17 protein-coding genes are annotated in these 19,950 nt (G+C 58.0%); 7 read left to right on the top strand and 10 right to left on the bottom strand.

Annotated elements, in window-relative coordinates; translation table 11 throughout:
- Positions 1-9: 9 nt before the first annotated feature.
- The 6 genes from fliE to FIV08_RS06555 all read right to left on the bottom strand — a co-directional run bounded on the left by fliE (position 10) and on the right by FIV08_RS06555 (position 6,849).
- Positions 10-378 carry a flagellar hook-basal body complex protein FliE gene (gene fliE, locus FIV08_RS06580; protein ID WP_072677674.1) on the bottom strand — a complete coding sequence of 123 codons (369 nt, stop codon included), beginning with the start codon at positions 376-378 and terminating at the stop codon, positions 10-12.
- A gap of 250 nt (positions 379-628) precedes the next feature.
- Positions 629-2,086 carry a sigma-54-dependent transcriptional regulator gene (locus FIV08_RS06575; protein ID WP_152437751.1) on the bottom strand — a complete coding sequence of 486 codons (1,458 nt, stop codon included), beginning with the start codon at positions 2,084-2,086 and terminating at the stop codon, positions 629-631.
- A gap of 25 nt (positions 2,087-2,111) precedes the next feature.
- Complete coding sequence (locus FIV08_RS06570) at positions 2,112-3,350, bottom strand: sensor histidine kinase (RefSeq protein WP_152437750.1); 1,239 nt, start codon at positions 3,348-3,350, stop codon at positions 2,112-2,114.
- 202 nt (positions 3,351-3,552) lie between these two features.
- Complete coding sequence (locus tag FIV08_RS06565; RefSeq protein WP_152437749.1) at positions 3,553-5,001, bottom strand: sigma-54 dependent transcriptional regulator; 1,449 nt, start codon at positions 4,999-5,001, stop codon at positions 3,553-3,555.
- Between the two features lie 70 nt (positions 5,002-5,071).
- Positions 5,072-5,401, bottom strand: coding sequence for an SOS cell division inhibitor (locus FIV08_RS06560; protein ID WP_152437748.1), 330 nt, complete (start codon positions 5,399-5,401; stop codon positions 5,072-5,074).
- An 89-nt stretch (positions 5,402-5,490) separates the two neighbouring features.
- Positions 5,491-6,849, bottom strand: coding sequence for a DUF1329 domain-containing protein (locus FIV08_RS06555; RefSeq protein ID WP_152437747.1), 1,359 nt, complete (start codon positions 6,847-6,849; stop codon positions 5,491-5,493).
- A 222-nt stretch (positions 6,850-7,071) separates the two neighbouring features.
- On the opposite strand from FIV08_RS06555, the gene FIV08_RS06550 reads away from it, so the two are divergent.
- Both FIV08_RS06550 and FIV08_RS06545 read left to right on the top strand, forming a co-directional pair.
- Positions 7,072-7,554 carry a DUF6586 family protein gene (locus tag FIV08_RS06550; RefSeq protein WP_152437746.1) on the top strand — a complete coding sequence of 161 codons (483 nt, stop codon included), beginning with the start codon at positions 7,072-7,074 and terminating at the stop codon, positions 7,552-7,554.
- 61 nt (positions 7,555-7,615) lie between these two features.
- Positions 7,616-7,876 (top strand): hypothetical protein, encoded by a 261-nt coding sequence (locus FIV08_RS06545; RefSeq protein WP_058090184.1) that lies wholly within the window; start codon positions 7,616-7,618, stop codon positions 7,874-7,876.
- A 6-nt stretch (positions 7,877-7,882) separates the two neighbouring features.
- On the opposite strand, the gene FIV08_RS06540 is transcribed toward FIV08_RS06545, so the two are convergent.
- Together FIV08_RS06540 and lexA are read right to left on the bottom strand one after the other, a co-directional pair.
- Positions 7,883-8,374 (bottom strand): cell division inhibitor SulA, encoded by a 492-nt coding sequence (locus tag FIV08_RS06540; protein ID WP_058090185.1) that lies wholly within the window; start codon positions 8,372-8,374, stop codon positions 7,883-7,885.
- Positions 8,375-8,414: 40 nt separating this feature from the next.
- Positions 8,415-9,023 (bottom strand): transcriptional repressor LexA, encoded by a 609-nt coding sequence (gene lexA, locus FIV08_RS06535; RefSeq protein ID WP_152437745.1) that lies wholly within the window; start codon positions 9,021-9,023, stop codon positions 8,415-8,417.
- Positions 9,024-9,189: 166 nt separating this feature from the next.
- On the opposite strand from lexA, the gene FIV08_RS06530 reads away from it, so the two are divergent.
- The 3 genes from FIV08_RS06530 to FIV08_RS06520 are packed head-to-tail and all read left to right on the top strand — an operon-like array spanning position 9,190 to position 11,616.
- On the top strand, positions 9,190-10,191 hold the full coding sequence (locus FIV08_RS06530; protein ID WP_152437744.1) for an amidoligase family protein: 1,002 nt from the start codon (positions 9,190-9,192) through the stop codon (positions 10,189-10,191).
- A complete protein-coding gene (locus FIV08_RS06525) occupies positions 10,184-10,927 on the top strand; it encodes a gamma-glutamyl-gamma-aminobutyrate hydrolase family protein (RefSeq protein WP_061331797.1) in 744 nt (247 codons plus the stop codon). The genes FIV08_RS06530 and FIV08_RS06525 overlap by 8 nt, the downstream gene beginning before the upstream one ends.
- A gap of 2 nt (positions 10,928-10,929) precedes the next feature.
- Positions 10,930-11,616, top strand: coding sequence for an SIMPL domain-containing protein (locus FIV08_RS06520; protein WP_152437743.1), 687 nt, complete (start codon positions 10,930-10,932; stop codon positions 11,614-11,616).
- A 10-nt stretch (positions 11,617-11,626) separates the two neighbouring features.
- Here FIV08_RS06520 and FIV08_RS06515 read toward each other — a convergent pair whose 3' ends face one another.
- Together FIV08_RS06515 and FIV08_RS06510 are read right to left on the bottom strand one after the other, a co-directional pair.
- Positions 11,627-15,406: a translocation/assembly module TamB domain-containing protein gene (locus tag FIV08_RS06515; protein WP_228715505.1), complete on the bottom strand. Its 3,780-nt coding sequence runs from the start codon at positions 15,404-15,406 to the stop codon at positions 11,627-11,629.
- Positions 15,403-17,151 carry an autotransporter assembly complex protein TamA gene (locus FIV08_RS06510; RefSeq protein WP_152437742.1) on the bottom strand — a complete coding sequence of 583 codons (1,749 nt, stop codon included), beginning with the start codon at positions 17,149-17,151 and terminating at the stop codon, positions 15,403-15,405. The genes FIV08_RS06515 and FIV08_RS06510 overlap by 4 nt, the downstream gene beginning before the upstream one ends.
- A 217-nt stretch (positions 17,152-17,368) precedes the next feature.
- Here FIV08_RS06510 and FIV08_RS06505 point away from each other — a divergent pair, with 217 nt between their 5' ends.
- Positions 17,369-18,673 (top strand): acyl-CoA dehydrogenase family protein, encoded by a 1,305-nt coding sequence (locus FIV08_RS06505; RefSeq protein WP_152437741.1) that lies wholly within the window; start codon positions 17,369-17,371, stop codon positions 18,671-18,673.
- Between the two features lie 17 nt (positions 18,674-18,690).
- Entirely contained in the window at positions 18,691-19,905 is a 1,215-nt protein-coding gene (locus FIV08_RS06500) for an acyl-CoA dehydrogenase family protein (protein WP_152437740.1), read from the top strand.
- Positions 19,906-19,950 lie beyond the last annotated feature (45 nt).

Genomic DNA, 19,950 nt, shown 5'->3' with positions numbered 1-19,950 from the left:
GCTCCGTTATCAGATCGGCATATTCATGATGTCTTCGTACGCTCGTACCACCCGGTTACGCACCTGGGTGAGCGCCTCGAAAGACACACTGGATTTCTGGGCGGCAATCATCACTCGGGTGATATCGACATTGGGGTCACCCATGTCGTAGGCCGTGCGCAGGTCGTTGGCCTGCTTCTGGGCATCATTCACACTGTTGACCGCATTGCCCAGCATATCGCTGAAACTGGGAATTTCCCGGGGTTCCTGAACGTTGCGCGGGCCGTCAACACGGCCACGAACCGATTGATCCTGTTCAATACGCTGGTTCTGCATCATCTGGGAACGCAGGGAACGGATATCTGACAGAACACTGTTGATGTCGGCACGCTGAACCATATTTCTCTCCACGCTAACCAGGCTAAGCCCTCGGGCTTCACTTGTTCGTTACATGGATAGGGCTAAGCAAATGACAGGCCAGAAACACTTTATCGTTTCAATTCAATAGATTGAGAAGCTTTAATGTCAGAGAGGGTTAATCAGTGACGGACATTTGACGAAGACAGGTAGCAAGGACAGGCGTATAAAAAACGGCACCCCGTAGGGTGCCCGAAGGAGTATAGGTCTAGACAACAAACAAAAACGGCTTTCAGGCCAACGCAAGTTCGGACTCAAGGTCGATCCCGGCATCGCGCATCTGGGCCAGTTTGTAGCGGAGCGTTCTGGGGCTGATACCCAGCTGCTCTGCGGCCCGATTGCGACGGCCTCGTTCTTTCTTGAGCGTCTGGATAATGATACGGAACTCCTGCTGTCGCAGATCATCCCCCAGCGAACCGGCCTCGTGAAGCTCTTCACTGAGCGGTTCCGGTGCCGACTCCATCGGAACGGACTGGAGGGGTTCGGGCTCCGACGGCTGGTGATTAATCTGTGGTGCGACACTGTGCAAACCCGGTGAGCCGAAATCGGCCCGGCCAGTGATCCCCAGCTCCAGGCACAAATCGCCCTCGTGAATCACATTGCCCTGCTGCAGCACCAGTGCCCGCTGAATGGCATTATCAAGCTCGCGAACATTACCGGGCCAGCGGTGGCTGATCAGTGCCTTGCGCGCATCCTCCGCCAGGGCAATACCCGTTAGCTTCATTTTCCGACAGTGCTTCTTGAGCAGGAACTTGGCCAGCGGCAGTATATCCAGCGGCCGCTCCCTCAGAGGCTGCCAGTGCATGGGAAATACGGTCAGGCGGTAATACAGGTCTTCACGGAACTTGCCCTCACGGACGTAATCCGCCAGGTCGCGGTTGGTGGTTGCCACGACACGAACATCCAACGGGATGGTCTTTCGTCCTCCTACCCGCTCCACTTCACGCTCCTGCAACACCCGTAGGAGTTTAGACTGCAAGCCAAGCTCCATTTCGGAAATTTCGTCCAGCAGGATGGTGCCGCCATTGGCCTGCTCAAACTTGCCCGGGGACGACGCCACCGCACCGGTGAAGGCCCCTTTTTCATGACCAAACAGTATGGCCTCAAGCATGTTCTCGGGAATGGCGGCACAGTTAATCGCCACAAAGGGCTGATCTGCCCGGGGCGACTGCTGGTGAATATAGCGGGCCAGCACTTCTTTACCGGTGCCACTCTCGCCAGAGATCATGACCGTGGAATCACTGCCGGCAACTTTCGCCGCCAACTGGAACATTCTTTTGCTGATAGGATCTTCCGCCACCGGTTCGTCACCGGATTTTGGTTTCGCGCCACCCACCACCTTGGTGACCGCCTCCACCAGAACCTGGGGCTCGAAGGGTTTGACCAGATAATCAATGGCTCCGGACTGCATGGCAGACACCGCGTGGCTGATCTGGCCATAGGCAGTAATCAGCATCATCGGTAGCCCGGGATAATGGCGCTGCACTTCCGCCAGCAACTCATGGCCTGACATGCCCGGCATGTTGACGTCGCTGACCACCATATCGACGGGGTCGCGAGCCAGGGCGGCAAGCGCCTCCTGGCCGTTGGCAGCTTCCCGCACCCGGAACTTGGCCAGCTCCAGGGTGGTGACCAGCGCCTCCCGCAGGTCCCTGTCATCCTCAACGATCAGAATCTGGGCCTTAGCCATGGTATCTGCCTCCAACGTCTATTCGTTATGCTCTGTCGGCCAGGGTCGGCAGCTGCAGTGTCGCCACTGCGCCGCCCTGCTCCGGCGAGAAAATAGAAAACCGGCCGTTATGGGCCTTGACCACCGCCTGCACCACGGCCAGGCCTAGACCGGTGCCGTGAGACTTGGTGGTGTAAAATGCTTCGGTGATCCTGCCGGACTGCTCTTTCGAAAAGCCCGGGCCATTGTCCAGCACCCGTATCTCCATACCTTCAGCGGACGACGCCAGTTGAACTTGCACGTCGGTGGCACCGGCTTCCAGGCTGTTGTTCACCAGGTTCATGCAGGCGCCGACCAGGGCATCGCGGTTACACATCAATCGGCACTGGTCATCTACCCGGCTGTCCAGTGTCACATCAATACCACTGGCGGGTTTCAGACCCTCAACGGCCGCGGACAGGGAGGCCACCAGTTTGCCGGCCGACAACTCCTCCGCCAGGCGGGTTTCGCCACGGGCGAAAATCAGCATGTCCCGCACCTGCTGCTCCAGGTGAGTCAACCTCGACATCAGTCGTGAAGCACACCGCTGACGCAGCTCTTCGTCCAGGTCCGGCTGGCTCAGGTGACCGCCGTATAAAATGGCGGCAGACAACGGAGTGCGGATCTGGTGGGCCAGAGACGCCACCATCCGACCCATGGCAGACAGGCGCTGGGCATGGGCCAATTGTGACTGCAGCTGCCGGGTCTCGGTCAGGTCGGTTAACAGAATCAACTGGCCGGGCTGGTTTTCCATGGTCCGGATTTCAATGCTGACGCGCCGGCCATCCTTGAGGGACACTTCGTGACCGTCATCGCTGCGGGGAGAAAAGCAGCGCCGGATCACATCCACCCAACGCTCGCCATCCAGGGGCTCCCCCAACAGAGCAATGGCCGTCGGATTGCACTGGCTGACCACGCCCTGCTGATCCAGCACTACCACGCCAGCCGGCAGGGCCTTGAGCAGAGTCGACAACCGGTCGGCCAGCTGTTCCTTTTCCTCCAGCTCCTGCTGACGCTGAAGCGTCTCGTGGGAGAGCTCACCGGAAAGCTGGTTTACGCGGGATTCCAGGGTTCGGTAGGAGTCGGTAATCTGCCGGGACATGCGATTAAACAACTCAAGCGCAGAGTCCACGGCCTCATCACCCTGTTGTGGAAACAGAGCGGTGACCTTGTCATTAACATCAGCAGCGGCATTGGCACCTGACTTCTGGTGACCGGATTCCATGGCAACGCGTGCGTGACTCATAACCTTCCCCCTGACGGGCCCCGACCGGGCCAACGGATCTTTCGTTCAGGTTTGATTAAGCCAACACCATGCCAACTTGGTTTTTGCTATATTTTTTAGAAGGTTAAGAAAACGACAAACTGGAAAACGACAAGTTTCCGTCGGTCGGAAATGCAAGCGGCGCCGAAGGTTACAAACCTTTGACGCCGCTCAGGGGGAGCGATCAACCTTCGTCTGACTCTTCCCGAAGGCCATATTTGCGGACTTTTTCCACCAGGGTGGTACGGCGAATTCTGAGCTTCTCGGCCGCCCGCGCCACTACGCCAGCAGCTTCATCAAGCGCCTGCTGAATAAGCTGCTTCTCCAGATTGGAGAGGTAGTCCTTGAGATCGATACCATTCACCGGTAACAGGGCCGGCGCATCCAGGCCCACCAGCCCGGGAATGGCCGATGGCATGCCGGTGTCCTCCACTGGGCGGTTCTCGTCATAGTCATCCACGTAGCGAAACTTCTTGGGCAGCTCCTGCACACCAATCACCCCGTAGGGATGCATGATGGCCAAGCGCTCAACCAGGTTGGCCAGCTCCCGCACATTGCCGGGCCAGTCATGGCGACACAGACTCATAATGGCAGCGGAGTTCATCCGCAGTGAGCCGCGCTTCTCTTTCTCCATCCGGGAGATCAGCTCATTAATCAGCAACGGGATGTCTTCCACCCGTTCCCGCAGCGCCGGCATTTCAATAGGAAATACATTGAGACGGTAATAGAGGTCTTCCCGGAAATCGCCGGATTCAATCATGTCTTCGAGATTCTTGTGAGTGGCGGCAATCACCCGCACATCCGCAGACTGGGTACGGTTACTGCCCACACGCTCAAAGGTACGCTCCTGCAACACCCGCAGAATTTTAACCTGCATGTTCAGCGGCATATCCCCGATTTCGTCCAGGAACAGGGTGCCCCCTTCGGCCAACTCAAAACGCCCTACCCGGGCGGTAATGGCGCCGGTAAAGGCTCCTTTCTCATGCCCGAACAGCTCGCTCTCCAGCAACTCTGCGGGAATGGCGCCGCAGTTGACCGGCACAAACGGCTTATCCCGGCGGGAGGAATGATAATGCAGGTTACGGGCGACCACTTCCTTGCCGGTACCGGATTCACCGGTGATCAGAACGCTGACGTCTTTATCAGCCACCTGCTCCATCAACTGGCGCACCTGCTGAACCTTGCGACTGGTGCCCACCAGACTGCGGAACAACTGAACACCCCGCTGCTGCCCCCGCTCCTTGCTGCGACTGAACTGGTCGTGGTAAATCTGGGCCCGGTAGAGTGAATCCACAAACTTGGTGTAGTTCAGGGGCCATTCCATCCTGGCGATTATGCGGTTCGCATCGTCTTCCGACACGCCCTTGAGGTCCGGGTCACCCACCAGAAGAATCGGCAGCCCCTGGGCCAGTTTGCACACCCTCTGCACATGCGCGGTGCTGGCGGCGTCTTCGCCGTTGATCACGGCTACGCCGATACTTTCTTTGGTCTGCTCGTCGTCGCTCTCCAAAAGCGCCAATGCTTCGTCACCGGCCAGCACCTGCTCTTCGCCGACAAATTCCAGAATGGTGATCAGGTCCCTGCGCCTGGAGTCATCCTCACTCAGCACCAGCACTTTGTTATTTTTGGACATTCACGAGAATCTCTTTGGGAATTTGTGCGGTATTTAAGACTGTATAAGCTCAGGAGTCAATTTTATGACGCTATCTTTGGCGGTTCGTTGAGACGTTCTGATAAGCACGGGCGGCCGTGCGGTTTTCGTTGACACCTTTGAGAGACTCCCGGGCTTCATCCCGGGCCTTGAGCGCCGCCTGATTTGCCGCTTCCACAAACTGGTTCAGGGCGTCCAGGCGATCCCTGATCAGGGCCGGATCAATACGCCCCTGTTCCAGTTCCGTCATCAACGGCTCAATCGCCGGTTTAACACGGGTGTTGAGTTCCGCCAGCAACTCCCAGTCCTGGGCGGCAAGGGCCTGGTCCAGCTCGGACCGGAGTTGATCAAGACTTTCAAGAAGAGCCTGGGGGTCTGCCATGCGATGTACTCCACGTTTTGACGGGATGTTGGAGCCTGGCAGTTGGTTGAGGCGGGTGCCGCCCATAAGCAGGCAGCACCCGGGGAGGTCTACCGGCGCGCGGCCCTGCGGGCGGCGGCAGCGGTAAATTCGTTGCCCCGATACCCAGGCTCGAAATTGTAGGCCGGGTAGCCGTTATCCAGGCCATCGATGTAATAACGCTGTGCTTTCAGATCATACGTCATTTCCATGGTGGTCCAGAAGACCGGCACACTGTAATAGACAATGTTGTGTGCTTCGGATACGCGCCAGAGTTCACCAGCCTCGTTATATTCTTCCGTGGCCAGAATCTGCCAGCTGTCCTCATCAATGTAGTAAACACGGCGATCATAGATGTGGCTGATGCCGGTGCGTCGCTTGGCCTCGACCACCCACACCCGGTGAAGTTCGTATCGGGTCAGGTCCTGATTGATGTGGTTCGGCCGGATCACGTCATTTGGCCGAACACTTTCATCGTGCAGTTTGTAGGCGTTGTAGGGAACGATCAGTTCACGCTTGCCCTTAAGTTCCCAGTCGTACTGGTTGGGGGCACCGTTGTACATGTCCTTCTGGTCGACAGAACGCAGAGACGAAGAGTTCGGCAGGTCCGTCTCATAGGCCAGATTTGGGGACCGGCGCAAACGGCGGGAACCGGAATCGTAACGCCATGCCAGCCGCGGTGAGCGAACCTGGTCAAGGGTTTCATGCACCAGGGTAATGGTGCCAGCCAGGCTGGACGGCGCGACGGTTTCGGTTTTCAGGTAGAAAATCTTGTTATCGATGTCTTCCAGCTCAGCGCCGGGGCGACTGTATGCAAAGAAATAATCGTACTGGTTGACTACAGGGTTGAATGAGCCGTCCCGCTGCGGCGTAGCCGATGCACTGCGGAACGACAGTTCCTCACCCCGGTACCGGAGAATATGGTTCCAGATCGCTTCCAGACCGTTCTGTGGAATGGGGAACGGACTGGTCATGATGGTGTCTCGAACACCGTTACCGTTATCCAGGAGTTCAGCTGTCAGAGCGTTCTGGAAAAACTTCTCGTAGACATGCTCGGGGAACGCTGCTGTTCGGCGGGTCTGGTACACCGGCATGAAAAATTCCGGGCCGTACTGCTCCAGCATCTGAATGTGGCCGTCCGACAGTATGTCCCGGTACTGGTCCAGATTGTCACGGGTAATAACGTACAGCGCTTCGTCTTCCGGGAACGGATTAATCTCTACGGTGCCTTCGCGCCAATTGGCCGGGGGTGAAGCCAACCCGCCAGTCCACGCCGGAATAGTGCCAGACTCGTTACCCGCCCGTTCTGCACCCACTGGTGTGAGATCATTCTTCAAACGCTCGGCCTCGGCCGGCGACACCTTTGCCAAGACAGGACCTGAACACCCCAATACCGCCGCTGCAATAGCAGCAATTATCCGGTTCCGCATCCTCATTACCTCCAATAATGGACCACAAGACGATCAAAGCTTGTTCAATCTGTGCGCCTTTTTGCCAGTTTCAAACGACCGTTTCAAGTGATTGTTTGTAGTTTCTTGTGAAATGCAGCTATTCCGGGGAGCCCAGGGGAGGAGAAATTAGCGCGCAAAAATGATAGACTCTGACGGTTGTTCTGATTGGACTCTTGAACGCTCACGTAGTGCGGGTGGTAGATGGCATCACAATGGTACTCACTGGTAGCCCAAAAGCTTTTTCTGGCCAACACCTTACTCGCCAGGCTTGAGTCGGACACCAAGCGCTCCGCTGCGGAAACGGAAGCGCTGTCTCAGGGCTCCGCCGAGCTCCTGCTGCGGGCAAGGCAAACGCTGCTGGTCATGATTGCCCGATACCATCAGCATAAGGCCGAAAAACCACAGACACTGACGGAACTGGAAGCGCTGTTTCCTTACGAGGTACACGAGACCCGGCTTTTAAGAGAACTGGCGGAGACATCAGGAAGCTGGTGGGACCATCTTGACCAGGTTGAATCAGCTTTGAGCCAACCTCCGACCACACGCAAGAATGTTACGGAAGAGAATATCATTGCGGTTTCCGTCGAACAGGGCCCGGACCGTTCCGCCGCAACACTCAGAAAGACTCTGGCGGCCATGACTGAACTGGCCAAACGGCTTGAGGAACAACACAGCGAGTGGTAGCCCCACCCTGTTGGCTAAATTCCCGCACCGAATCGAATACACCAAGACAAAGGTTGAACGAATGTCACCATCGTTTTTTGAAATCGTACAACTTGCCAATGGCGACTACGCCTTGCGCCGCATTGATGACGACGCAGCGCCGTTGGTGCGCATTTCCTTCTCGCAGGAGGCCAGGGAAATGATGGAAGACCGCGACATGAGCGTTGCCAAGGCGATGATTGCGGCAGGGATTGAGGCCGCTGGCAATATCGCACACGATATTGACTGGGACGATGACGACAATGATCTGGCCGAATCCCAGCCCCAATACACCCTCCACTGAACTCCTTTACCGATGACGCAGCACCACGCCGTGGCTGCTACCTTGCGCCGAAGCCTTTTGAAGGGACTCAAAGGCTGAACGCCCGAGCTTGTTAGTCCAGAGCACCACCGCATGACAGGTACCAGCACTCAAAGCCCGCTCAGCCAGCTGCTGTGCGGAGTAATCGTTGGTTGAGCGCAATACCAGCAACTCACTGGCCACAATACCGTGCATTTTCTGCCACTTGCCAACCAGGGACTGTGGCGGGTCAATCAGGGCCAGCCAGCGCTTCTCCTGGTTCAGCTGGGTGAGCATAGGGAGCAGCAACTGGACATTCTCTACCTGGCCTTCAGGAAGAATAATTTCCGTCACGTTACCGCCAAAATCCCTGGTTCCCCGACCGACGTCTGACGATGAGTGAAGGGCTGTGGCCCGTGCTTTTCCTGTAGACACCGTGCGGGCGGGCATGATGGCCGCCGGCTGGAACGCCATATTCTGAGTGAAGCTTAACTGTTCCATTGCTCACCTACCTGCGCTAATCGTTTCTTATTGCTGGTTATCAATGCAAATCTGATCGGCGGATCACGCCCACACCCAGACCTTCGATAAACAACTCCTGTTCGGCCAGATCAATTTCAATCGGGGCGAACTCTTCGTTCTCCGCAATCAACCAGACCCTTGAGCCGTCCCTGCGAAACCGCTTTACCGTCACTTCTTCACCAACCCTGGCCACAACCACCTGCCCGTTATGAACATCCTGAGTGCGATGTACTGCGAGCAAATCACCGTCGAGAATGCCAATGTCTTTCATGCTCATGCCGCGCACCCGGAGCAGGTAATCGGCGGATGGCGAGAAAAATTCCGGTTGCAAAGTACAGTGCTCTTCAATGTGTTCCTGGGCGAGAATCGGGCTACCCGCCGCAACCTGGCCGACAACCGGTAACCCTGGGTCCTGCTCCACTTCCGGCAGTCGAATCCCCCGGCTGGCACCAGGCACCATTTCGATGGCGCCTTTCCTGGCCAGGGCCCGCAAGTGCTCCTCTGCCGCATTGGCGGAGCGAAACCCCAGTTCGGCAGCGATTTCTGCCCGCGTTGGCGGGTAACCGGTTTCGTCTACGTACCGCCGGATGATATCCAGCACCTGGGACTGTCGCGCGGTCAGCTTCATGCATGTACTCCGGGTTTTTCATCCTGGTTTTATATACAGTGATTTGACTATATACAGTGTTTTATCCAGTGTAAAGCCCGATTGAAATTTTCTGTCATGTAATCGGGCCGCTGCATATCGGTGTGTTATGGTTTAAGTCCGTGAATTATATGGATGCAAGGTGCCAATGAATTCGACAGAGCGTTGTGCGATGCCGGAGCGGCTTCGTAATCATCAAGGAGAAGAGCGTAGAGTTGGCGTGGAGATTGAACTCTCCGGACTGGGCTACGATGAACTGGTCGAACATGTCGCCCGCCTGCTCAAGGGCAGCCCGGAGCTGGAGTCGCGTTATGTCAGCCGCCTGGAGATTGACGCCGGAACCTTCACCATTGAGCTGGACTCTGACCCTGTGAAGGATCTTGACCTGGCGGACGAACGCCTGCCCGAGTCAATCCGCGAGCTGGGCACCCACGCCATGGATGTCATCGATTTTGCCGCAGAACGCATTGTGCCTCTTGAGATTGTCGGGCCACCTCTGCCCTTTTCCAGACTGGGCCTGATCGAAGAACTGGTAGACGAGCTGCGCGAACTTGGCGCGGAAGGCAGCCGGGAAGCGATTTATTTTGCTTTCGGCCTGCAACTCAATCCCGAACTGCCGGACCTGGAACCCGCAACCATTGTCACCTACCTGCAGGCCTTCGCGGCACTTTATGACTGGCTCAAATCCCGGCATCAGATTGACATAAGCCGAAAATTTACCACTTACATCGAGCCCTGGAGCAGCCGTTACACGGACATGCTGATGGCGGAAGATTATGCTCCCGACCAGGCCTCGCTGATGAAAGACTACCTGAACTTCAACCCGACGCGGAACAAGGCCCTGGACCTTCTGCCACTGTTTGCACACCTGGATTCAGAGCTGTTGCACGACTATGTGGACGACCCCAGAATCAAGAGCCGGCCGACGCTTCACTACCGGTTACCCGATTGCGATATCGACAACCCCCGATGGCATTTTTCCACGGTCTGGAACGACTGGGTGGTACTGGAGCAGATCGCAAACCATCCAGAGCACCTGAAAGAACTCAGGGAACTGTTCCGCGAAGCCCAGACATTCAGTTTTCGCAATCTCACCCGCTCATGGCGTGACACCACGGAACAATGGCTTAAACAGCGCGGTTATGTCTGAGATCTCAGAAGCACCAGAATCGCCGGGGATCACCATTGGCATCAGCGGCCCCGCCCGGCGCAGCACCGCCCACAGACTGATCAATCTGGGCCTGCGGCTGCATGGCGCCCACACGCACTACATTCGCCCCGGATCCAGCACGGACGTCTCCCTGCTCGATGGCCTGGTGCTCTCTGGCGGCACCCACGTACACCCCAACCGCTATGGCCAACAGCCACAAGTGACCGCGAGATACGACCTGAAACGGGACGAAACCGACTTCAGGCTGCTTGAGCAAGCCGAGGAAATAGACATTCCGGTACTGGGTATATGCCGTGGGGCCCAGTTCATCAATGTCTTTCATGGCGGGTCGTTGTGCCAGAACGTGACCCCGCTGCGAATGAAAACCCGCCACCGCCCTTTGCTGCTCCCCCTTCAAACGGTCCAGCTGGTCCAGGACAGCCGTATAGGACGGCTGATGCACAGCACCCTGATTGGCGCGAACCGTATTCACAGCCAGGCGATTAAACACCTGGGGCGGAATCTCAGGGTAACGGCACTGGACAACGACCTGTTCGTGCAGGCCATCGAAAACACCGGGCAACAATGGTTGATGGGGGTTCAGTGGCATCCGGAATACCTGCTGTATCACACCGGCCACCGGCGGATTTTCAGCCACTTTGTGCATGCCGCCCGGGCTCGGAAACTGGAGCGGCTGCAAAGCCAAGATATGGCCTTTGGCCAACAAGGAGACTGATCATGAAAAAATACACCAAAGCACTGGCCGCAACGGTGTTCGTGGCTTCATTGGCACCACTGGCCGTTTCCGCTGGAGAAGTGAGCCTGAGTGGGGAGGGCAGCGTTCGCTACACTCCGGACAGCGCCCGTTTGCAATTTACCGCCAGTGCCGAGCACAACCTCCCAGAGCGGGCTTCTGATCGCCTTTCCGAGACCATGGAGCAATGGCGCAAGGCGATACAGGGCATGCGCGACCAATTGGTGGACTATTCAGACGCCAACGTTAACCTGTATACCCGGTCACTACCGGTTCAGGAGCGTGGGCAACAACCGGAGCGAATGGCGGTGGCAAGCCAGACAGTCAGCTTTTCGATCGACAATCTTGAACTCCTGAACCCCCTGCTGGAACAGGCCCACAAGGCTGGTCTGCAATACCATCTGAGCGAACACCAATTCTTCCATTCCGACGAAGAGCGCCTGCAACGCCAGGCACTGGCCAGAGCCATCGAGGATGCCCGCAGCCGGTGTGCCTTTGTGGCGGAACAGTTGGGCAAAACCTGTGGTGAGGTCAAAACCATCAACATCAATGGCGGCCACCGCCCGATGCCCATGATGATGGCGGAAGCAAGAGCCGCCAGCGACACCGTTTCCAGTATCGCCCCCCGGGAAATCCAGGCCAGCGTCAACGCCACCTTCAACCTGGATTAACAACCGTCGATCAGAAATCCCGGGTGTAGAAGATATCCAGCGAGGCGGCCAGGCCACTGGCCGCCTCCAGATAGAAATACCGGCCCAGATCATAACGCAGTGCGACCGTGGTGATCGGTTCGAATATCCCGACGCCGTACCTCAGGCTCAACTCATCGGTTATGTATCCGCTGGCCACCACCGAAGCCTCATCCCCGGAGCCTTCGGTTTCCAGGGTGAGATTGCGAATGCCCAGCTCGTCTCCAATGCCCTGGGTCAGACGGCTTGCCTGGGTCAGCCCCAGCGACAGAGCAGCCTGCGCCATCTGCCCGTCGTCACCGCGGCTTTGAGGCGGGCGGCCCAGAATAATGTAGGACAGCGCATCGCTTTGGGGCATGGAGGGTTCTGAGAATACCTCGGTTTCAGGGGCGTTCACGGGGCCGCTAAGCCGGATACCGGCAACAACAGTGTCTACTCTGCGCACTGCCTCTATGTCCAGGTAGGGTTCCGTCAGGGCACCCACAAACAGGATTCTCGCTCGCCGTAGTTCCAGATCCTGCCCAAATGCCTGGTATTGACCATTCACCAGTTGAAGCGCACCCCGGGTATCCATGTCGTTGCCAATCCGAAGAGTCCCCTCGAGATTCCCGGTCACACCGAAAGCATCAAACGCTACCCGGTCTTCGCCGACCACCACAGTCACGTCCATCACCATACGCCGGATGGTCGGCTCCTCGGTTTCAACTCCGACAATCACCTCATCTTCGGAGATAGAAACCGCTGACTCCGGAAGCCCCTTGATCTCGATCTCACCACGGGGTACTTCCACCCGTCCAGACACAGAGAGTTCACCACTGCGGAAAGCAATGGTGAGGTCTGGCCCGACTTCAACCCGGGCATAGGGTTCGACATTTACCGGCAGCCTGTCGCCAACAATCGACAGCTCAATCTCGGGCTCCTGCTGCCAATTGATCATCCCCGAAAGTTGCCCGCTACTGCGGTCGTTACTGTTCCAGCGCCCGCTGATATCAGCGGAATCCCCGAGAAACTCGAGCACCAGAACCACATCATTCAGTGGTAGTGGCAGGCCCGGATCGTAAAAACGACCATTCGTAAGAGCCAGCTCGCCATGAATCATGGGACGTAACAATGGGCCGGTAATTTCGCCTTGGCCGTTAACCTGACCTCCAATCTCTTCCACCCCGGCGAAGGCGGATGCAAAAGCCAGATCCAGTGAGTTCAGGCTGAAACGGCCCTGTACCGGTCGCTCTTCAGCCATCGGGTCAACCGCCAGCTCGGCATTAAAATCGCCCAGCTCCGGCCCTCGCAGGGCAACTGACAACTCAGCGATGCTGGGCTGAAGACGAGCATCAACGGTCAAACCCTCATGACTCAGGGTTTCCCAGTCATCCAGCACCAGGAATTCGAAGGTTCCCTCACCGGCATCCAGTGTGATTCTGCCATCCGGCCCTGCGTCGGTCAGTGACAGATCCACGTCGGCATCCAGGTGCGCACTCCATCGGAAGGTATCAGGCAACAGTGGTTCAAGGGCCGTGGTCGGAAACTGGCGAATCTGGAAGGCGATGTGGGCATCCGGCAATAGCTGCTGATCGTCAGCGCACACAGAACTGTCCTGCCAGCGCCAGCAGTGAGCGCCTAGGCTCAGTTTGCCTTCTTCGGTGTAGGCAAGGTCAGCGGGAGATTCCAGTTGCCACGTCTGGCCCGGGCCGGGTATGTCGATTTCACCACGGTTCAGGGCACCCTGCCAGGCATCAAGGCTCTCACCCAGGGCGCCGGCGAATACGGCAAGCAGGGTCGCCTCACTGTGGCTGGCATTGACTGTTAGCTGATGCTCATCCCGGGTACCTTCAAGGCGAAGGGATACGCTCTCCAGCTGTTGGTCGGCAGCACGAATCTCATTGATCTCCAGCGCTGCATCCAGCACACCGCCTTTGGCCAGACTGGCATCAAGATCCACGGCCTCAATCTGCAACAGATCCTGCCAGCTCAATCCGCGGCCAGCCACGACAAGCTCGGCGGTGGGATCATCCACGGTGCCCGCAAACTGCAGGCTGGCCTCCAGTTCACCAGCCAAACCTTCGGCAAACATCGCCGGTTCAGGCAACAGGATGGACAAGTCACCTGCCAGTTGGCTGCCGTAACGACCCTGCCCTTCTATACGGTTCTCACCCACGACAAGCACAAGATCATCCACTTGCCATTCGCGACCGTCACTGGCCAACTGGCCCCGGGCGCGAGCATTGTTCCCCTGCCATCGTCCCTGCAGATTCCAGTCCGCCGACATTCGGGGCAATGCGTCGTCCTGAAGCTGGCCTTCGCTGGTTACGTTGCCGTCCAACCGGGACTCCAGCACAGGCACCCAATAGCCCGGATTGAACTGGTCCAGAACCAGGGCAGCTTGCCAAGCCAGCTGGGAAGAAAAATCGAGCTCGGCTTCGCCAGACAGGGAACCCGCTCCGGTCGTCATGTCGAGCTGGGTGATACGGACAGCCTGAGTATCGCCATCAAGGCGGGCCTTCAGCTCGGCATCCCCAAGGGGACCGGTAACCTGCGCGTCAAGATCCGCCTGGTAGCGGTCTTCCTGGTAACTTGCCCGACCTTCCAGACGGTTGAGCGAAACCGGAGGCTCGCCCAGCCCCGGCACCAGGCTGTACCAGGGGAAGCGGTTCAGGGCCAGCCCCACATCAGCGGCCAGACCATCAGCCCAGGAGGCCTCGCCCTGCACCTCCAGGGTTCCGGGTGGCTCACCACCCCCTCTTTCCGGGCCGGCCATGGACAGTACCAGATCTGTCACCTTCTCTGTGGTGACCAATCCCTGGATAGACGTCTGGATATCACCCTCGGTACCCGGCAGTAGCGCCTGGGTGCGGGTCCTGAAACCGTTGGCCAGGGAACCGTCAAGGGTTAATCGCCAGTTCTTCAGCGTCAGTGTTTCCGGAAGATCATGATGGGCAAGAAAACGCTCGGATTCGAGTCTGATGGACGCTGGCAGACGGCTTTCCAGCGGCTGAACCTGCCCCTGTATATTCGCATTGAGATAACCACTACTGGCACCTCGCAACCGCAAGTCCCTGACGCTGCCACCCAGGTTAACGGTGATCTGCCAGTCATCTCCCGATGGCGGCGGCAAGGATACGTCAACATCGATATCCAGGGGCCAATCCCGCCGCATGTCAGCGCGACCACTCGCCGATACCCGTATCTCTTCCAGCTGATACAGCACGTGTTCAAGCTCCAGGCTGGCACCGGAGGCCCGGGATTGCAGCTCAAACCGGTCCCAGATGGCTCCGTCATTGACCGTCAGCGGCCCCAGGGCAACATCCCCGATCACCACTGCCAGCGGCAGGTTAATCCTGGGAAGGCTGATATCACCGGAACGTTCATCATCAGATTCAGAGGGCTGCAGGGTCACTGCAATCCGATCGGCCTTGAGCGTATCCAGGCAGATGGTTTTTTCGAACAGACACGTCGGAGACCAGTCTACTTCCGGAGCCTCAACCACCACACCCACGCCATAGCCCTGCCATTCAAGGCGGTCGGCCTGCCACTGGCCAAGCAGGGAACCTCGGTCGGCCTCGGTCTGCAACCCGGGAATCTGATCAATGGTCCAGGCTGTGCCCTTTTCGGTATGCAGGGCCAGCAAAATCAGACCAACCAGCACCAGGGGCAAAAACAGCAACAATGCGACGACCAGCAACAGCCAGAACCACCATTGCCGGCGCAGCGGCTTTTTGTGTTTCTCCGGCTGACGTTCAGCCTGTTCTGGTGGCACCGGTGGATGATCGGTCACAGCTCTGGCCCCATGGAAAAGTGAATACGCCAGCCGCCGCCAAACTCCTCGTCCAACCCCTTGGCCACGTCGAGGCGCAACGGCCCGACCGGGCTCACCCAGCGAATCCCCAGGCCGGCACCTGTCGCCAGCCGGTCAAACACATCATTCACCGCGTTGCCCTTGTCGACGAACGCCGCCACCCGCCAGTTCCGGACAAACTCGTACTGATATTCGACACCACCGACCAGCTGAAAACGGCCACCAACGGCTACGCCATTGTCATCACGGGGCGACAGGGTTTCGTAGCCGTAGCCCCGGACACTCTGATCACCACCGGCAAAGAAGCGCAATGAGGGAGGCACATCGGAAAAACTGTTGGTCGCCACCCCACCAAAGTTGAAACGGGTCAGGAACCGGTGATTATCAGCCAGGGTATACAGCCCCCTGGCCAGCACATTCACGTGCAGGATGTCTGCGTCCGATATGATGGCCCGGTGGGCACCGGTCACATCAAGCTGCAATCGATAGCCCCGGGACGGGTCCAGGGGCGAGTTGGCCTGGAGTTTGGAGTAACTGAGCCCCGGCAGCAACAGGCTGGAGTTGCCCCGTTCATCTTCACCAATTTTGAAGCGCTCGCCTTCCCATCGAAGGGACAGCACCTGCATCCAGCCGGTATCCAGCTGGTGCCGCCATTGCTGGCCGAGCGTCAGTCGCTCTGACTCCACATCCTCAATATTTTCTCGCTGATAACCGGTGCCCAACCGAATAGAATCCGTCATCGGTGGATCCAGCGGGAGCTCATACCATCCACTGACGTTCTGCCGCAGCTCCGAAAGCTCCGTGTCTGCCCCGCGTCGATGACCCATGGGGTTGGTGTAATGCTCTCGCCAGTTACCGCGGAACCGGGGGCCGACGTCTGTTGAGAAGCCAACACCGGCGCCTACCGACCGGGGCGGCCTGGGGGTAAGACCAATATCCACCGGTATCACACCATCCTCTGCCCGATTCGGTGAAGCATCAATATCCACACCGGAAAAGTAACCACTGTTAGAGAGATCGCTGTTGAGCTTCGCCACTTCATCGGCGTGGAAAGGAATGCCGGGTTCAAAGGTCACAAACTGGTTCAGTAAACCTTCATCAAAACCATGGCCTTCCAGGAAGGTAACCGCGCCCAGGCGATACCGCTCGCCGGTACGGTAGTGCAAGGTAATATCTGCGTGATTCTCGGAAGGGTCTACTTCCAGTCGGCGGGTCACAAACTCACCGTCAAAGTAACCCAGACGTCGCGCCCGATTCTGTATGGCCTGCCGCAGCGTGTTGTAACGGCCATGATGAAGCACATCTCCTTCCGCTGGCTCTTTCGGAATCTGATTAACCAGTGCCGGATCTTCACTGCCTGGCCCCTCGATCAGCACTGACCGGGAACGAATGCGTACGGGCTCCCCCGGTACCACCGTCAACACCAGCTCGGCCAGCCCATCCGCATTTTCGGTGACTTCGAATGTGATCACCGGATTGTAGTACCCCAGGGCCCGAATGGCCTGTTCAACCTGAGCTATCGCCGTGGAGGCGTAACGGCGCAGGCCATCGGCTGAGCGGCCTTCTACCTCACCCACAAAAATCCGGGCATTGTCTCTCAAGTCACTGTGATCGCCCTCAACCTCAACCCTGACCTGACTGGCATGGCTGGCAGACGCGCTCAACAGCACCGCAAGCCCGGTCAGCTTCAGGATTCTTTGTATGTGGTATCGGGCTAACAGCATGCAGTGTTTGGGTTTCCCACCTGGATGATTGACGAATCCCTGAGTCAGGGGGTGAGTTTACCGATAGCGGATGCGCGCTTCTACGCCTGGCGCGCCAAAATCACAATTGACCACAATGCCACAAGGGAATGCTGCACCTGCCAATGGCCATTGTGACCTCCGGAGCCATGCTCGGTTCCACGTGGTGTGATCAATCAGACAACCTCAGGAGTTCAGCGTGACCAGGGATCCAATCGGACTTGCACTCTCGATCATGAACCGGATATCCGGCAACCCTTTACTGGATCGACTGGGCTTGAGATCTCCCCTTGAACGTACGGCATACCAAGGTACTCGGACCGGTTTCCGGACCATTGCCCTGGCGGGCCGTGAGTTTAAGCGGGTTCGCAACTGGCTACCCCGGAAGCGACTGCCACCCGGGGCCCCAGGCGACCTGTTTGACCTTAGCCTGGACGACGACCAGCAAATGATTGTCGACAGCCTGAAACGCCTGGCACGTGATGTCCTCAGGCCCGCAGCCCAGGAGGCCGACGAACAGGGCCGATTGCCTGAAGCCGTTAAACACGAGGCTGCTGCCCTTGGCTTGCCCATGTACGCGGTACCCAGTGAATTTGGCGGGGTGGCCGAACAGCAGTCGCCGGTGACCAGCGTGCTGATTGCTGAGCAACTGGCCTGGGGCGATATGGCTCTGGCAATTCGGCTACTGGCACCCTTCAGCGTCGCCCAGGCGATCAGTTGCTGGGGCACTGGAGAGCAACAGTCCCGCTATCTGCCGGCCTTCTGCGAGGATGCGCCGCCGGTGGCCAGCCTCGCCATTGACGAACCAACGCCGCTGTTTGACCCAATGCAACCATCCACCACGGCTACCGAGACCGATCAGGGCTACCGGATTAACGGCGAAAAATCGTTTGTGATTGCAGGCGCCGAGTGCGAGTTGTTGCTGGTCTCGGCTGTCCTTAATGGCACACCCCGGGTCTTCATTATTGAAACCGCTGGCCTAAACCTGGCGATGGCGGATACCCCGGGGATGGGGCTGCGCGCGGCGGAGGCCACCTCGGTCCGGTTCGACAACCTGGACGTACCGGCCGACGCACTGCTCGGCGATGACGATTTTTGCTTTCAGACCTTCATCGACAGAGCCGCCCTGATGCGCTGCGGCCTGGCCATAGGTACGTCACAGGCGGTACTGGACTATGTCATTCCCTACTGCAACGACCGCCAGGCCTTTGGCGAGCCTATCAGCCACCGGCAATCGGTGGCGTTCATGATCAGCAATATGGCCATTGAGGCCGACAGTATGCGCATGCTCACCTGGCGCGCCGCCAGCCGGGCCGAAACCGGCCGAAGCTACCACCGGGAAAGCTGCCTGGCCCGCTTGCTGTGCAATGAGAAAAGCATGGAGATTGGAACCAACGGTGTCCAACTGCTCGGTGGCCACGGTTTTGTTAAAGAACACCCGGTAGAGCGCTGGTATCGGGATATTCGCTCCACCGCCACTCACCATGGCGGCGTTCACGCCTGACACCAAGGACATTCGCTATGAATCTCGACATTCCTGGAAAGTTTGCACCGATTGTTCATCAGGCCCAACAGGTGGCCCGGGAAGTTTTCCGACCCATTTCCCGACATTATGACCGCGCCGAGCACGCCTATCCCAAGGAACTGGATATGTTCGCATCCATCATGGACGGCATGAACGATGGCGCTGCCGATGGTGGTGCCGGGGCTGGCCGCCTGGCCCGGTCCGCTGGAGACACCGGCACCGGCACCGGCAACCAGAATGGCACCAACATGAAAACCGTTCTGGGTCTCACGGAACTCTGCTGGGGCGACGTCGGCCTGGCTCTGTCCATCCCTCGCCAGGGTTTGGGTAACTCGGCCATTGCCGCCGTTGCCAACGAGCAACAGCTTCAACGGTTTGGCAAGACCTGGGCAGCCATGGCCATCACCGAACCCGGTGTCGGTTCGGATTCCGCCGCCATTCGGACAACTGCCACTAAAGACGGCGATCACTATATTATCAACGGTGAAAAGATCTATGTGACCGCCGGTGAAAGGGCCAATGCCGTTGTGGTTTGGGCCACACTCGACAAATCCCTGGGCCGAGCCGCCATCAAATCGTTCGTGGTGGAGAAAGGCACGCCTGGAATGACCGTGGAGCGACTGGAGAAGAAACTGGGTATCCGCGCCTCAGACACGGCCGCTATCCGTTTTGACAATTGCCGGGTTCCGAAAGAAAACCTGCTGGGTGATCCCGAGATCAGCGTGGGCAAGGGCTTTGCCGGCGCCATGCAAACCTTTGACAACACCCGACCGGTGGTCGCTGGAATGGCTATCGGAGTGGCCCGGGCCGCCCTGGAGCGCACTCAGGAAATTCTGAAGGCAGCGGGACTGAACCTTACCTACCAGCAACAGAGCTGGACAACCACCGCCGCTGTCCGGGAACTGCATTTGCTGGAAGCGGAACTGGAAGCCGCCAGGCTACTGACGCTCAGAGCCGCCTGGATGGCCGACAACGGCCAACCCAACTCCAAAGAAGCCTCCATGGCCAAAGCCAAGGCCGGCCGGGTGGGTAACCAGATCACGCTCCGCTGCGTGGAGCTGTGTGCTTCACTGGGGTACCAGGAAACGGAACTGCTCGAAAAATGGGCCAGGGACTCCAAAATACTCGATATTTTCGAAGGCACCCAGCAGATCCAGCTGCTGATCATCGCCCGACGATTACTCGGAAAGTCGTCCTCCGAGCTGAAATAAGCTAACCTGTCAGGGACTTATATTATGCCCCTGACCAATGACAGG

It is taken from the genome of Marinobacter sp. THAF197a (genome assembly GCF_009363275.1).
Lineage (GTDB): Bacteria > Pseudomonadota > Gammaproteobacteria > Pseudomonadales > Oleiphilaceae > Marinobacter.
The sequence above is the reverse complement of the archived record's forward strand: the minus strand, read 5'-3'. Positions and strand labels throughout refer to the sequence as shown.